Origin of the sequence: Minwuia sp. IMCC3060, assembly GCF_029909435.1 — a bacterium.
In the GTDB taxonomy this organism is placed as follows: Bacteria; Pseudomonadota; Alphaproteobacteria; order Minwuiales; family Minwuiaceae; genus Minwuia.
In genome coordinates, this window is sequence record NZ_CP123782.1 from 483,897 (window position 1) to 496,992 (window position 13,096).

Below are 13,096 nucleotides of genomic sequence, written 5' to 3' on the forward strand. Positions count from 1 at the left end.
TCAGGCGGTCATCCGTTCATTCAGCTGCTGCAGCGGGGCATGTTCGTGGACGCGGAACGGCGCACCCGGCTCCGCCTCCCGCATCAGGGCCAGGCTGCCGAGGGTCATCGGCAGATCGATCACGGGTGCAAACCATTCCTGCAACGCATGCTCCACGGTCGCACGGTCGGAGTCGGGCACGGGTCCGGTCAGGGTCATGTGGAAACGGAAGGTATCCAGCACGTGCGGATAGCCCCAGCGATGCAGGTTGCGCAATTGCGCGATGGTCAGGGAACCGGGCTGGCGGCGGGCCAGTTCAGCTTCGCTCAATGGCGCGCGAAACCGCTCGAATGCCAACACTGCCTTGCAGGCCAGGGCGTCGATCTCCAGCGAGGGCCGGGCCGGAACCAGGGCGAAGAATCGACCGATGCGGGCGATCTTCATGTGCGGCACGATGAAGGCGGTTTCATCAAGGCAGAAGTCCAGAAAGGCCTGCACCAGTTCTGATTCGCCGCGGCCCCGCGCCAGCCTGAAAGGTGCCTTCATGGTCGCATGAAAGCCGTATCGCCGGGCGGCTGCGGTGTGGAAGGCGACGTCGGCCGAACTCAGGTTGCCGACCGCAGGATTGCGACTGACGGTACCGGTGAAGACATCCCGGCCAAGCCACTGGGTCGCGATCCGGCCCATTGGATCCTCCGGCGGTGGCACGAAGTAGATGGCATGTCGCATCGTTGGACCCCTTTCTACGTCAGCCCGATTCGCGCATCGAATACCTGATCGTCATGACAGCTTCGCGACCGGTCATGCGGCCACCGCAGCGGTTGCGAACCGGCTGACATCAACGATTCGGTCGGCCACGGCTTCACGGACATCCGCGTCGTGGAAGATACCCAGAAGTGCGGTCCCGTTCGCCTTCTTCTCCGCGATCATGTCAATCACCACCTGGCGATTGCGGGCGTCGAGCGATGCCGTCGGCTCGTCCAGCAGCAGGACAGGCAGATCGGGCAGGAAACCGCGCGCGATGTTCACGCGCTGCTGCTCCCCGCCGGAGAAGGTCGCGGGTGGCAGGGACCAGAGCCGTTCGGGCAGATTGAGGCGCGCGAACAGTGCCGCCGCGCGCTCCCGCGCCGCCTCGGCGGTGACACCGGCACGCACCAGCGGTTCCGCTGCCACGTCGATGGCCGCAACCCGCGGGATGGCGCGCAGGAACTGGCTGACATAGCCCAGCGTCTGTCGCCGGACCTGCATCACCAGCCGCGCGTCCGCGCTGGCCATGTCGACCTGGTCACCGGCATGGGTGATCAGGATCTGCCCGGCACCGACGCCATAGTTGCCATAGACCATCTTCAGGATCGAACTCTTGCCCGCCCCGGACTGTCCGCCCAGGACAACACATTCGCCGCCATCGACATGGAAGCTGACCCCGGCAACGACCGGCAGGGTCACGCCATCGCGCAGATGCAGGGTGAAGGACTTGTCGACACCGGTCAGAAGAAGGCGCTGTGTCATGGCTCAGACCTGCAGGATGGAGGAAACGAGAAGCTGCGTGTAGGGCGCCTGGGGATCGTCCAGCACCCGGTCGGTCAGGCCGGTCTCGATCACCTGTCCGTCCTTCATGACCATCATCCGCTGGGACAGCAGCCGCGCCACGGCGAGGTCGTGGGTGACGACGATGGCAGACAGGCCCAGGTCATCGACCAGACCCCGCAACAGGTCCAGCAGCCGCGCCTGAACCGAGACATCCAGCCCTCCGGTCGGCTCATCCATGAAGACCAGCCGTGGTCCGGTGACGAGATTGCGTGCGATCTGCAGCCGCTGCCGCATGCCGCCCGAGAAGGTCCCGGGGCGGTCGTCGATACGGTCATGGCTGATCTCCACCCGTCCCAGCCAGTCGTCGGCGGTTTCGCGGATGCGGCCATAGTGGCGCTGCCCCACCGCCATCAGCCGCTCCCCCACATTCGCCCCGGCGGAGACGTTCATGCGCAGCCCGTCGGCGGGATTCTGGTGCACGAAACCCCAGTCGGTGCGCATCAGGAACCGCCGCTCCGCCTCTGACAGGGCATTGAGGTCCTGCAGCCGACCGTCCCGCATGCGGTAGCTGATTGTGCCTGCGGTGCAGTGCTGCCGGCCGGAAACGCAGTTCAGCAGGGTGGTCTTGCCGGAACCGGATTCGCCGACGACCGCCAGCACTTCCCCCGGATAGAGATCGAAGCTGACATCGCGGCAGCCGATACGGTCACCGTACATGTGTGTCAGGTTGCTGACACGCATCAGCGGCGGATCATTGTCCTGCATGCTCATGCCGCCTGCTCCCCCGCATGGCCCTCTGCCTGACGCCTGTTGCAATGGTCGGTGTCGGAGCAGACGAACATCCGCCCGCCCCGGTCATCGGTGATGACCTCGTCCAGGAACACGTCTTCAGCGCCACACAGCGCGCAGGGCCGATCGAATGCCTGCACCTCGAACGGGTGATCCTCGAAATCCAGACTGACGACCTCCGTCCATGGCGGAATGGCATAGATGCGCATCTCCCGCCCTGCCCCGAACAGCTGCAGCGCCGGATTGCGGTGCATCTTCGGATTGTCGAACTTCGGTGTGGGGGAGGGGTCGGTGACATAGCGCCCCTCCACCTTCACCGGGTAGGCATAGGTGGTGGCGATGTGGCCGTGGCGGGCAATGTCCTCATACAGCTTCACATGCATGACGCCGTATTCCTCCAGCGCGTGCATGGTCCGGGTCTCGGTCTCGCGCGGTTCCAGGAACCGGAGCGGCTCCGGAATCGGCACCTGAAACACGAGAATCTGCCCTGCGGTCAGCGGTGTCTCCGGGATGCGGTGGCGGGTCTGGATGATGCTGGCCTCTGCCGTGGCCGTGGTGGTCTCGACACCGGTCGTGCGCTCGAAGAACTTGCGGATCGAAATGGCGTTGGTGGTGTCGTCGGCGCCCTGGTCGATGACCTTCAGCCGGTCGTCGGGTCCGATGATCGCGGCGGTGACCTGCACGCCGCCGGTGCCCCAGCCATAGGGCATCGGCATTTCCCGGCTGGCGAAAGGCACCTGGTAGCCCGGCACGGCTATCCCCTTCAGGAGCGCGCGGCGGATCATGCGCTTCGTCTGCTCGTCCAGATAGGCGAAATTGTAGGTCGCGATGACCTGTTCGTTTCCGGCGTCGAGGGCACTCATTCCGCCGCCTCCTGATGTGTTTCAGTGCGCGCTTCCACCTCTGCCCGCATCCGCCGGACCAGGTTCAGTTCCGACTGGAAATCGACGTAGTGGGGCAGTTTCAGATGCTCCACGAAACCGGTCGCCTGGACGTTGTCTGAATGGGCGATGACGAACTCCTCGTCCTGCGCCGGGGCGGTCAGATCCTCCCCCAGTTCCGTGGCGCGCAGGGCCCGGTCGACCAGGGCCATGGCCATGGACTTGCGCTCCGCCTGACCGAAGACCAGACCATAGCCGCGGGTGAACTGGGGCGGGGCCTTGGCCGAGCCCTGGAACTGGTTGACCATCTGGCACTCGGTGACCTGGATGCGGCCCAGCGGTGCGGCGAAATCCAGTTCCGGCACCGCGATCTCCAGCTCCACCTCCCCGATGCGGATTTCTCCGGCGAAGGGGTGGCTGCGGGCATAGCCGCGCTGGGTGGAGTAGCCCATCGACAGCAGGAAGCCCTCGTCGCCGCGCGCCAGCGCCTGCAGCCGGGCGTCCCGGTCCATCGGATAGCTCATCGGGTTGCGGGCAATGTCGTCGGGCACCGGCTTGTCCGCGGCGTCGGGTGCGGGTTCCAGCAGCCCCTCCTGCCCCAGGAAGTCGGAGACGCGCATCATCGGGGCACCGTCCGGGTCGCGCACCTCAGGTGTCTCAGGAGCGGCGCCACCCGCCAGCGCCGGGTCGAGCAGGCGGTGGGTATAGTCGAACGTGGGTCCCAGAAGCTGTCCCCCCGGCAGATCCTTGAAGCAGGCCGAGATGCGCCGTTCCACCTGCATCCGGCCGGTATCCACGGGCTGGGTATAGCCAAAGCGGGGCAGGGTGGTGCGATAGGCGCGGGCCAGGAAGATCGCCTCGATCAGGTCGCCCCGCGCCTGCTTGATGGCCAGCGCGGCCAGTTCACGGTCATACAGCGCGCCCTCGCTCATCACCCGGTCCACGGCCAGCGAAAGCTGCTCCATGATCTGGTCCAGACCCAGGTCGGCCACGTCCCGATTGCCGCGACGGCGGTCGGCCAGCAGCTTGTGGGCATTGTCGATGGCGGTCTCGCCACCCTTCACGGCAACATACATGGCTCAGTCCTCTCCCTTCCCGATCCGCGTCGAGCGCGGCAGGCAGGCGACCGCTTCGGGCCCGGCGAGGATCAGGTCCACGCCGCGGGGGAAGAGGGCGCGATTCCCGCTCCACTGGTCGATGAAGGCCTCCGGCATGGGGGCGAAGGTGAACCGGCGCAGGTGTTCGATTCCGGGTCCCGTGAGCGACAGTGGCGTGCCCCTGTCGAAGCCGTCCACCGCCAGTACCAAAGTGGTGGAGCGATCCGGGTAGGCATCCGTGCCCTTGGCAAAGCGATCCAGCGCAGGCATGGAAGACGGGTCGCTGACGAAGGCGAACATGGCCGCTGCACTGTCTGCCGTGACCGGCGCGCCGGTATGAAACGCCAGCCACTTCACGACCAGCGGATTGCCCGCCAGTTCAGGATCCAGCCATATCGGCGTGTCGGCATCACAGAGCGTGGTCGCGATGGAGGCCATGGTCCGACGCAGACCTTTCGGCGGCGTCGGGCAATCCGTAATGGCCTGGATCGTCCCGGGTTCCGCCATGGCCTGCATGATGGCGCGGAAGGCTGACTGGCCGGCAATCACCGGATCGGCGAGGCCGCCCGAGAGGAAATCCGTTTCGGCCATCAGTCCTCTCCCCGCACCAGCGTGAAGAAATCAACCTTCGTTGCAGCGGTCTCCGCCTGCCGCTGCCGGTCCCGCGCGGCAAGTGCTTCGCGCAGCGGCTCCACAAGCCGGCTGTCGATGGTCGCCGCCATCGCCGCGTCATCGGCCAACGCGTCGATGACGGCGCAGAGTCGGGCTGCCCCCTGGTCACGGCCGAGGCGATAGGCATGACCGACCGCGCCGTCCTGCAACCGGACGCTGGCGCGGGTGACGGTCACATCACCGAAGTTGAAGGGGGCACCATCGCCGCTGATCCGGCCGCGCACGGTGGCCAGTCCGGTCTCCGGTCCGCGCACCATCTCGAAGGCCGGATCGATCCCGAGACCGCCCCAGAGTTCGCGCAACTGCTTGCCCTCCGCACGGGCCAGCACGGCCATGCGGTCGCGCCTGGGCTGAAGGTCTGGTTCGGTGGTGCTCACGGGTCTGCTCCGATGCCGGTCGTCATAGTTGTCTATTTGTATAGACAACTGTTGTTTCCCTGTCATCCGGTTATAGTGTCGGCGTGACAGCCATGTGACAGGGACCACGACAGGTGACGGAACTGACAGACAAGATGACGGATACGGCTGACGTGGGCCGCCGCAGCGGTGTGGCGCTCTGGCGCCAGATCGCGGACCGGATTCGCCAGGATCTGGCGCTGTGGTCGGCGGAGCGGGACGGCCGTCTGCCTTCCGAGGCCGAGCTTGCCACCCGTTTCAGCGTCAACCGCCATACCGTGCGGGCTGCCCTCTCCGCACTCGGTCGCGAAGGGGTGATCCGCAGCGAGCGGGGGCGCGGAACCTTCGTGGTGCGGCGTCCGCGCATCACCTATCCGATCGGCCGCCGTACGCGATTCTCCACGGCGCTGGAGGCGCAGAACAGTTCGGGCCGGCTGCTGCTGCTGCGCCACGCGCGGGTCGCGGCCGACGCGGTGGTAGCGGAGGCGCTGCGGCTCGCCGTCGGGGCCGACGTCGTGATGCTGGAGACCCGTGGCATGGCGGAGGAGACGCCGATCAGCTTCGCCACACACTGGTTCGATGCCGCCCGCTTCGCAGACCTGCCTGTACATCTGGACCGCACCGGCTCCATAACCCGGGCCCTCGCGGCCTGCGGCGTTGCCGATTATGTACGCCGCTCCACGGTGCTGGAGGCACGACGCGCCCTGCCGGTGGAGGCGACCGAGCTCGACCTGACGGATGACGGTCTCGTCATGGTTGCGCGCGCCCTGAATGTGGATCTGCACGGCGCCCCGATCCAGCTTTCGGAAACCCGCTTCGCCGCCGACCGCGTCGAGATCGTGATAGATCAGGCCTGAGAGAGGCCGGTCTGTCACGAAAGTTTCGCGATGACCTGCAACTGCTGCAGGCCGGAATTGTCCTCCACCAAGCACCCCATCGCCGGTGCGGCGATGCAATGGATGAACGCCATGACTGAATCCGCCTCCGTCCGTCTGCCCGCCGGAGCGCCGGCCTGGCCGGATGTCTTCCGCGCGTTCGGGCGCATCGGTCTGCTTTCGTTCGGGGGACCCGCCGCCCAGATCGCTCTGATGCACCGGGTGCTGGTGGAGGAGAAGCGCTGGCTTTCGGAGCGGCAGTATCTCGACGCGCTGAGCTTCTGCATGCTGCTGCCGGGGCCGGAGGCGATGCAGCTTGCGACCTATGCGGGCTGGCGGTTGCGCGGCGTTCCGGGTGGCTTGCTGGCGGGCATGCTCTTTGTCATTCCCGGTGCCTGCGTGGTCCTTGGCCTGGCCATTCTCTACGCCCATTTCGGCAAGACCCCGCTGCTGGCGACGCTGTTTCTGGGCATCAAGGCTGCGGTCCTGGTGATCGTCGTGGAAGCACTGCTGAAGGTGGCGCGACGGGCCCTGCATCGTCTGACCGGCTGGATCATCGCCGGTGCGGCCTTTGGCGGGATATTCCTGTTCGAGTTGCCGTTCCCGCTGATCATCGTCGCCGCGGCGGTCGTCGGGTTCAGCCTGCGGCCCGGTGCGGCGGATGCGCGGGAGGCAGGGCGTGCTGCGCCCGCCCCCGTTTCTGTCAGGTCAACGGGACAGACGGTCCTGCTCTGGCTGTTCGTCTGGTGGGCGCCGCTGCTGCTGCTGGACCTGCTGGCGGCGGCCCCGGTACTCGCCACGATCGGCCATTTCTTCTCCAAGCTGGCGGTCGTGACCTTTGGTGGCGCCTATGCGGTCCTGGCCTACATGGCGCAGCAGGTCGTCACGGGATTCGGCTGGCTGAGTGCAGGGGAGATGCTGGACGGGCTTGGTCTGGCGGAAACGACGCCGGGGCCGCTGATACTGGTGACGGAGTTCGTCGGCTTTCTCGCCGGGTTCCGGAGCGGCGGGCTCTGGCTCGGGCTCGCCGGAGCCATGGTGACCCTATGGGCGACGTTCGCACCATGCTTTCTCTGGATCTTCGCCGGGGCGCCCTACATCGAATGGATCTCCGGCCAGCCGCGCCTCCGGGGGGCGCTGGCCGCGATCACGGCGTCGGTGGTCGGGGTCATGCTGAACCTGTCGATCTGGTTCGCGCTGCATGTGATGTTCGCCAATGTCACACGGCAGACCGTCGGGCCGCTGACCTTGTGGCAGCCGGAGCTGGCAAGTATCGACTGGCGTGTCCCGGTGCTGTCGCTGTTGAGTGCTGTGCTGCTGCTGCGGTTGCACTGGGGAATCGGCCGTGTGCTGGCGATCTCTGCCGCGACCGGATGGGTCCTTGCAGAAATGCAGTGACCTGCGGGTCGAGGATCACCCGCCCTGATGCGCGGCGGCCAGACCATCGGCCATGTCCCGATAGTCCTGCAACACAGGCGTCTCCATCCCCGGCACCTTCGCGGCGTCGTCGATGCGGCGCAGCTTGATCGCGGCGCGGTGGCCCGGCTCGGCCTCGAATGCGGTCCGCTCGGCCTCGTCCATGAGGCCACCCTGCAGTTCCAGGCTGCGCACGGAATCGGCGGACAGCAGATCGAAGTAGTCCGGTTCGACCGTGCAGAGATAGCGTTTGGCAGCCACATGCAGCCGCACCGGGTCGGCCACCGACGGTCCGAACACGAGATCGAGTGTCCGCGCGCCCGCGACTTCATGCCGGTCATCGATACCCCTTTCAGCCAGCGCCTCGTCCGTGTCGGTCACCAGATGCCCGATGTCATGCAGCAGCGCGGCAATCACCAGGGCGTCATCGCCACCCTGCGCCTCCGCCAGCGTGGCGGACTGAAGCGCATGCTCCAGCTGGGAAACGTCGGAGAGGCCATAGCTGCCGCTGCCACGCTCCGCCAGACGGGTGAAAAGGCGCTCGACAGCTTTCGTGGGCATTCCGACCTCCCGGATACAGACAAACGGAACTGATTATCGCATCTGACTGTTGCAGCCCAATGACCATCGACCGTCAAAAAAGCTTCACAGGACTGTCATCTGCGTTTCATGGCGCACCACTAGACCTGCTCCCGAACTTCAGGAGGGGTTGATGCTGGAAGTCCGAAAGCTGGAGAAGCAGTTCGGCGGCGGTGTCGTGGCTGTCAAGGATGTCAGTTTCGACGTTGCGCGTCCGCAGATGGTCGGCGTCATCGGTCGCTCGGGCGCAGGCAAGTCCACGCTGCTCCGCATGATCAATCGCCTGACACCGGCGAGCGCCGGTGCCGTCCTGGTCAACGACGTTGATGTGCTGCAACTGCGGGGGCGGGAGAAGCGGGCCTGGCAGCGGGACTGCGCCATGATCTTCCAGCAGTTCAATCTGGTGCCGCGCCTGAATGTGGTGACCAACGTGATGCTCGGGCGGCTGAATGGCCATGGCCTGATCGGCAGCCTGTTCAGCATCTTCAGTGACGAGGACATTGACCGCGCGCTGGCGGCACTCGACCGGCTGGGCATTGCCGACAAGGCGCTGCAGCGGGCCGAGACCCTGTCCGGTGGCCAGCAGCAGCGCGTCGCCATCGCCCGCGCCCTGACGCAGAACCCCAAGATGATCCTGGCCGATGAACCCATCGCATCGCTGGACCCGTTGAGCGCCGAGACGGTGATGAAGTCGCTGCGCCAGATCCATGAACGCGACCAGATGACGGTGCTGTGCAACCTGCACACCCTGGATACCGCCCGTGCCTATTGTGACCGGGTGATCGGGATGCGTCAGGGAGAACTGGTCTTCGACGGTCCGTCCAGCGCCCTGAGTGCCGCGACGGTGCGCGAGATCTACGGTGCCGATCACGAAATCGATGAATCCATGACGTCTACCGCGCTGGGTCGCGGGGCACGACAGCCGCAGGGACTTGGCCCCGCCGCTGTGCCCGCCTGATCCGACGCAGCAACTACCACCATCACATCAGTCAATTCTCTGGAGGGACAAGACGATGAAATTCACCCGTATCGCGACACTCGCCGCCGCAGCCACGATGCTGTCCGGCGTCGCCCTGGCTGACAGCGGCATCAGCGAATTCCGCATCGGCATCCTGGGTGGCGAGAATGCCTCCGACCGCCTGCGCAGCAACGAGTGCCTGGTCGAGAAGACCGAGGCCCTGCTGGGTGTCGAGACCAAGCTGTTCGCCCCCGCCGACTACAATGGCGTGATCGAGGGGCTGCTGGGCGGCAACCTGGACATGGCCTGGCTGGGCGCTTCCGGCTATGCCAAGGTCTACCTGACCGACCCGAATGCGGTTGAGCCGGTCCTGACCAAGATCAATGCCGACGGTTCCTTCGGTTATCACTCCATCGGCTTTGCCCGTGTCGACAGCGGCATCAAGAACCTGGACGACATGAAGGGCAAGAAGTTCGGCTTCGGTGATCCGAATTCCACCTCCGGCTACCTGATCCCGTCCATCGAGATCCCCGCTGCCGGCTACACGATGAAGTCCGGTGAGCATTTCGGTGAGGTCGTCTTCACCGGCGGTCATGAGCAGACCATCGTCGCCGTGCAGAATGGTGATATCGACGGTGGTGTCAGCTGGGCCGATGGCCTGGGCAACTGGGAAGACGGCTACAACAGCGGCGCCTTCCGCAAGGCCGCCGATGCCGGTCTGGTCGACATGACCCAGCTGGTGGAAATCTGGCGCTCCAAGGTCATCCCGGAAGGCCCCATCGTGCTGCGCAAGGATCTGCCGGCCGATGTGAAGATCAAGATGGTGGCCATGCTGGCCAGCCTGCCCTCGATGGATCCGGAATGCGCCTACGGCTTCATGGCCGGCAAGATCAAGGCGATCGCTCCGATCAGCCATGCCGACTACGAGGTCATCGTGGCCGCGCGCAAGGCGAAGTCCAACTGAGCCATCACGGTTCGCGACGAGGGCGGACGGTCCGGAATGTTCCGGGCCGTCCGTTCGCCGTTGCCATTGCCTGCCATCACCCTTCTTCCAGTCCAGCCGTGAGTGCGCCCGTTCATGATCGCATCTGCCCACCTGAGAGACGAAATCCTGCAGATGAAGCGCAGGCGCCAACTCTATTCCGCAGCCATCGTGGTGCTGCTGACTGTCGTCATGGTGGGGGGGTACGGACAGGCAAACGAGATGAACTCCGGCGGGTTCATCAGTGGTCTGGCCAAGTTCTTCGACTATCCCGGTGAGATCGTCGCGGAAGCCTGGGATGCGGGGGCCGCGTTTCCCGGCCTGCTCTGGCGCTTCCTGCCCGCGCTGATCGAGACGCTGAACATTGCCGCCGTTGCAACGATCCTGGGCGGTCTCGGGGCCATGGTCTTTGCCTTCCTGGGGGCCAGCAACCTCAATGTCTGGCCGCCGGTCGTGCCGGTCGCGCGCAGGATCATGGATGTGATGCGCGCCTTCCCGGAACTGATCATCGCGCTCTTCCTGATCTTCGTGCTGGGTTCCAGTCCGATCCCGGCAATGATCGCCGTGGCGTTCCACACCACAGGGGCGCTGGGCAAGCAGTTCTCCGAAGTGAACGAGAACATCGATACCCGCGCGGTGGAGGGACTGGGGGCCTGTGGCGCAAGCTGGTTCCAGCGGATGCGCTTTGCGGTCCTGCCTCAGGTGCTGCCGAACTACCTGAGCTATTTCATGATGCGGTTCGAGATCAATGTGCGCGCCTCCGCCATCCTGGGCTTTGTCGGCGCGGGCGGGATCGGTTCCGAACTGCGGCGGACCATCGGCTGGGGGCAGCGGGCCGGCGATGAGACTGCGGCCCTGTTCGTGCTGCTGATCCTGACCATCTTCCTGATCGACCAGGCGTCGTCATGGATGCGACAGCGCATTGCCCAGACGGAGGCATTGACATGAGCGCCACCGGCATGACCCTGGATTCCGGTCTGACCGTGCAGCGCGATACCGTCGCCCGCGCCTTGCGCCGGACCACGCGGATCGGCTTCGCGATGCTGGCGCTCTTGCTGGTCTATCTGACCTACACCTGGTTCGCCTTCGACGTCCCGGCCCTGATCAAGAGCGCCAAGCCGGAGCAGGCGGCGCTGCTGGCCACCGACGCTGTGGCTCACAAGGTCCATGTCACCCGCCTGCTGCGACGCGGCACCACGTCCATCGCGATAGAGGGGGAGCGGACGGCGACCTACGAGACGCCGCCCGACTGGGTGGCCGTCGATGGGGAGAAACTGACCATCGACATGGAGGACGGCTACACGGTCACCATGCGCGCGACCTCCCTGACCCTTGATGTCCCGGACTATGGCCTGATCAGGGTTTCGGTGCAGGACGGTCGGGTCATCACCGAACTGCCGCCGGGGCGGAAACCCGACTGGCTGCGGGCCACCAGCGCCAAGTTCGACGCCCGTCCCGATCTGAGCCGCCGGGTTCAGGTCTCCCGCGCCAAGATGGAGGTGCACCGCTACTTCGCGGGCTGGGAGAATTTCTTCTTTCCCTTCCGGTCACCGCTGAGCGTCCTCACGGCGGGTGAACTGCTGGACCTGGCCCTGAGCGACGAGGAACTGGAGCCGGGCACCGCCAACTGGCTGCTGATCCTCGACACCTTCTGGACCAATCCGGACTGGCAGCACGGCAATGTCTTCGTCGCGCTGCTGGAAACCCTGCTGATGGCGGTGCTGGGCACCTTCACGGCGGTCTTCGTGGCCCTGCCGCTGGCATTCCTGGCGGCACGCAATTTCACGCCCTCCGGACCAGTGCGATTCTTCGTGCGCCGGCTGTTCGATTTCGTGCGGGGCATCGACATGCTGATCTGGTCGCTGATCTTCATTCGCTCCTTCGGGCTCGGCCCGCTGACGGGCGCGCTGGCCATCGCCTTCACGGATACCGGCACGCTGGGCAAGCTGTTCTCCGAGGCGCTGGAAAACATCGACCGGCGTCAGGTGGAGGGGGTGAACGCCACGGGGGCCTCCAAGCTGCAGAGCTACCGTTTCGGTGTCATCCCGCAGATCCTGCCGATCTTCATCTCGCAGGGGTTCTACTATCTGGAATCCAACACTCGCTCCGCCACCGTCATCGGTGCGCTGGGGGCAGGGGGCATCGGGCTGATGCTGGTGGAGACGATCAAGACCTCCCGCGACTGGGAGAACACGCTCTACATCATCATCCTGACCGTGCTGATGGTGATCGTGATGGACGCCCTGTCAACCCGCCTGCGCCGTCGGTTTACCGGCGACCGCTGACCCGCGTCGGCACCCGAGCATGTCGAGGGCGAGTGCGGCGTAGCCATCCGCGATCACCTCCGGTGCCTTCGGCCCGTCGCTTCGGTACCAGCTCGCGACGGCGGTGCACATGGTGACGATGGCCAGGACCGCCTCATCCCGGTTAGCGGTGTGGAAGCACCCGCGCCGCAGACCGTCGTCCACAGCGTCCTTGAACAGGGTGGCGATATGGTCGCGCAGGGCCACGATCTCCTGCCGCTCCTCCGCCGACAGGCTGCGCAGTTCGGTATTGGCGACGAAGGATTCCGCCTGGCGCTCCGTATGCAGGCGCACATGGTTGCGCACCAGCGCGGCCAGCCGCTCCACCGGGTCGTCGCCCGCCGCATCCCGCGCGGCCTCCAGCACATGGATCAGGTCCGTTGTCACGCCGATCATCAGCGTGCGCAGGATCTCCACCTTGGAGGGGAAGTAGTAGTAGGCGTGGGAGATCGCGGTGCCCGCACCGTCGGCGATCTTGCGCATGGAGGTGTCGTGGAACCCGTGCGCGAAGAACGCCTCCAGCGCCGATTTCAGCACGGCCTCCCGCCCGGACCCTTCGGTACCCGCCGTTGACGCGGAGCCTGCGCGTCGCCCGGTCGTCCGGGCGGTCTGTGCCGTCATCTGGTGTGCTCTCCCCTGC

15 protein-coding genes are annotated in these 13,096 nt (G+C 65.8%); 6 read left to right on the top strand and 9 right to left on the bottom strand.

The genetic code is table 11. The annotated features are described in order from the left end of the window. The 7 genes from QGV54_RS02180 to phnG form a co-directional block, all read right to left on the bottom strand. Entirely contained in the window at nucleotides 1-708 is a 708-nt protein-coding gene (locus tag QGV54_RS02180; protein ID WP_281018510.1) for a DUF1045 domain-containing protein, read from the bottom strand. A gap of 72 nt (nucleotides 709-780) precedes the next feature. Beyond that, nucleotides 781-1,488, bottom strand: coding sequence for a phosphonate C-P lyase system protein PhnL (phnL, locus tag QGV54_RS02185; RefSeq protein ID WP_281018509.1), 708 nt, complete (start codon nucleotides 1,486-1,488; stop codon nucleotides 781-783). Between the two features lie 3 nt (nucleotides 1,489-1,491). Beyond that, entirely contained in the window at nucleotides 1,492-2,280 is a 789-nt protein-coding gene (phnK, locus tag QGV54_RS02190; RefSeq protein ID WP_281018508.1) for a phosphonate C-P lyase system protein PhnK, read from the bottom strand. After that, complete coding sequence (locus tag QGV54_RS02195) at nucleotides 2,277-3,161, bottom strand: alpha-D-ribose 1-methylphosphonate 5-phosphate C-P-lyase PhnJ (RefSeq protein ID WP_281018507.1); 885 nt, start codon at nucleotides 3,159-3,161, stop codon at nucleotides 2,277-2,279. Before QGV54_RS02195 ends, phnK begins: the two co-directional genes overlap by 4 nt. After that, nucleotides 3,158-4,255: a carbon-phosphorus lyase complex subunit PhnI gene (locus QGV54_RS02200; RefSeq protein ID WP_281018506.1), complete on the bottom strand. Its 1,098-nt coding sequence runs from the start codon at nucleotides 4,253-4,255 to the stop codon at nucleotides 3,158-3,160. The genes QGV54_RS02195 and QGV54_RS02200 overlap by 4 nt, the downstream gene beginning before the upstream one ends. A gap of 3 nt (nucleotides 4,256-4,258) precedes the next feature. Next, nucleotides 4,259-4,867: a phosphonate C-P lyase system protein PhnH gene (gene phnH, locus QGV54_RS02205; RefSeq protein WP_281018505.1), complete on the bottom strand. Its 609-nt coding sequence runs from the start codon at nucleotides 4,865-4,867 to the stop codon at nucleotides 4,259-4,261. After that, nucleotides 4,867-5,283 carry a phosphonate C-P lyase system protein PhnG gene (phnG, locus tag QGV54_RS02210; protein ID WP_348638780.1) on the bottom strand — a complete coding sequence of 139 codons (417 nt, stop codon included), beginning with the start codon at nucleotides 5,281-5,283 and terminating at the stop codon, nucleotides 4,867-4,869. Before phnG ends, phnH begins: the two co-directional genes overlap by 1 nt. A gap of 155 nt (nucleotides 5,284-5,438) precedes the next feature. Between phnG and phnF the strand changes: the two genes are divergently transcribed. Together phnF and chrA are read left to right on the top strand one after the other, a co-directional pair. Further along, nucleotides 5,439-6,200, top strand: a complete 762-nt coding sequence (gene phnF, locus QGV54_RS02215; protein WP_281018503.1) for a phosphonate metabolism transcriptional regulator PhnF — start codon at nucleotides 5,439-5,441, stop codon at nucleotides 6,198-6,200. Between the two features lie 111 nt (nucleotides 6,201-6,311). Next, entirely contained in the window at nucleotides 6,312-7,616 is a 1,305-nt protein-coding gene (gene chrA, locus QGV54_RS02220; RefSeq protein ID WP_281018502.1) for a chromate efflux transporter, read from the top strand. Between the two features lie 15 nt (nucleotides 7,617-7,631). Here chrA and QGV54_RS02225 read toward each other — a convergent pair whose 3' ends face one another. Then, complete coding sequence (locus QGV54_RS02225; protein WP_281018501.1) at nucleotides 7,632-8,195, bottom strand: HD domain-containing protein; 564 nt, start codon at nucleotides 8,193-8,195, stop codon at nucleotides 7,632-7,634. A gap of 151 nt (nucleotides 8,196-8,346) precedes the next feature. Between QGV54_RS02225 and phnC the strand changes: the two genes are divergently transcribed. The 4 genes from phnC (at nucleotide 8,347) to phnE (QGV54_RS02245) (ending at nucleotide 12,438) form a co-directional block, all read left to right on the top strand. Further along, on the top strand, nucleotides 8,347-9,171 hold the full coding sequence (gene phnC, locus QGV54_RS02230) for a phosphonate ABC transporter ATP-binding protein (protein ID WP_281018500.1): 825 nt from the start codon (nucleotides 8,347-8,349) through the stop codon (nucleotides 9,169-9,171). A gap of 55 nt (nucleotides 9,172-9,226) precedes the next feature. Continuing rightward, nucleotides 9,227-10,135: a phosphonate ABC transporter substrate-binding protein gene (phnD, locus tag QGV54_RS02235; RefSeq protein ID WP_281018499.1), complete on the top strand. Its 909-nt coding sequence runs from the start codon at nucleotides 9,227-9,229 to the stop codon at nucleotides 10,133-10,135. Between the two features lie 153 nt (nucleotides 10,136-10,288). Further along, a complete protein-coding gene (phnE, locus tag QGV54_RS02240; RefSeq protein ID WP_281018498.1) occupies nucleotides 10,289-11,101 on the top strand; it encodes a phosphonate ABC transporter, permease protein PhnE in 813 nt (270 codons plus the stop codon). Further along, nucleotides 11,098-12,438: a phosphonate ABC transporter, permease protein PhnE gene (gene phnE, locus QGV54_RS02245; RefSeq protein ID WP_281018497.1), complete on the top strand. Its 1,341-nt coding sequence runs from the start codon at nucleotides 11,098-11,100 to the stop codon at nucleotides 12,436-12,438. The genes phnE (QGV54_RS02240) and phnE (QGV54_RS02245) overlap by 4 nt, the downstream gene beginning before the upstream one ends. On the opposite strand, the gene QGV54_RS02250 is transcribed toward phnE (QGV54_RS02245), so the two are convergent. Continuing rightward, on the bottom strand, nucleotides 12,400-13,077 hold the full coding sequence (locus tag QGV54_RS02250) for a TetR family transcriptional regulator (RefSeq protein ID WP_281018496.1): 678 nt from the start codon (nucleotides 13,075-13,077) through the stop codon (nucleotides 12,400-12,402). The two genes, phnE (QGV54_RS02245) and QGV54_RS02250, sit on opposite strands and share 39 nt — an antisense overlap. Nucleotides 13,078-13,096 lie beyond the last annotated feature (19 nt).

Coding starts and splice junctions, on each gene's coding strand:
- QGV54_RS02180 (WP_281018510.1), bottom strand. CDS start 708: ATGCGACATGCCATCTACTTCGTGCCACCGCCGGAGGATCCAATGGGC.
- phnL (WP_281018509.1), bottom strand. CDS start 1,488: ATGACACAGCGCCTTCTTCTGACCGGTGTCGACAAGTCCTTCACCCTG.
- phnK (WP_281018508.1), bottom strand. CDS start 2,280: ATGAGCATGCAGGACAATGATCCGCCGCTGATGCGTGTCAGCAACCTG.
- QGV54_RS02195 (WP_281018507.1), bottom strand. CDS start 3,161: ATGAGTGCCCTCGACGCCGGAAACGAACAGGTCATCGCGACCTACAAT.
- QGV54_RS02200 (WP_281018506.1), bottom strand. CDS start 4,255: ATGTATGTTGCCGTGAAGGGTGGCGAGACCGCCATCGACAATGCCCAC.
- phnH (WP_281018505.1), bottom strand. CDS start 4,867: ATGGCCGAAACGGATTTCCTCTCGGGCGGCCTCGCCGATCCGGTGATT.
- phnG (WP_348638780.1), bottom strand. CDS start 5,283: ATGGCCGTGCTGGCCCGTGCGGAGGGCAAGCAGTTGCGCGAACTCTGG.
- chrA (WP_281018502.1), top strand. CDS start 6,312: ATGACTGAATCCGCCTCCGTCCGTCTGCCCGCCGGAGCGCCGGCCTGG.
- QGV54_RS02225 (WP_281018501.1), bottom strand. CDS start 8,195: ATGCCCACGAAAGCTGTCGAGCGCCTTTTCACCCGTCTGGCGGAGCGT.
- phnC (WP_281018500.1), top strand. CDS start 8,347: ATGCTGGAAGTCCGAAAGCTGGAGAAGCAGTTCGGCGGCGGTGTCGTG.
- phnD (WP_281018499.1), top strand. CDS start 9,227: ATGAAATTCACCCGTATCGCGACACTCGCCGCCGCAGCCACGATGCTG.
- phnE (WP_281018498.1), top strand. CDS start 10,289: ATGAAGCGCAGGCGCCAACTCTATTCCGCAGCCATCGTGGTGCTGCTG.
- phnE (WP_281018497.1), top strand. CDS start 11,098: ATGAGCGCCACCGGCATGACCCTGGATTCCGGTCTGACCGTGCAGCGC.
- QGV54_RS02250 (WP_281018496.1), bottom strand. CDS start 13,077: ATGACGGCACAGACCGCCCGGACGACCGGGCGACGCGCAGGCTCCGCG.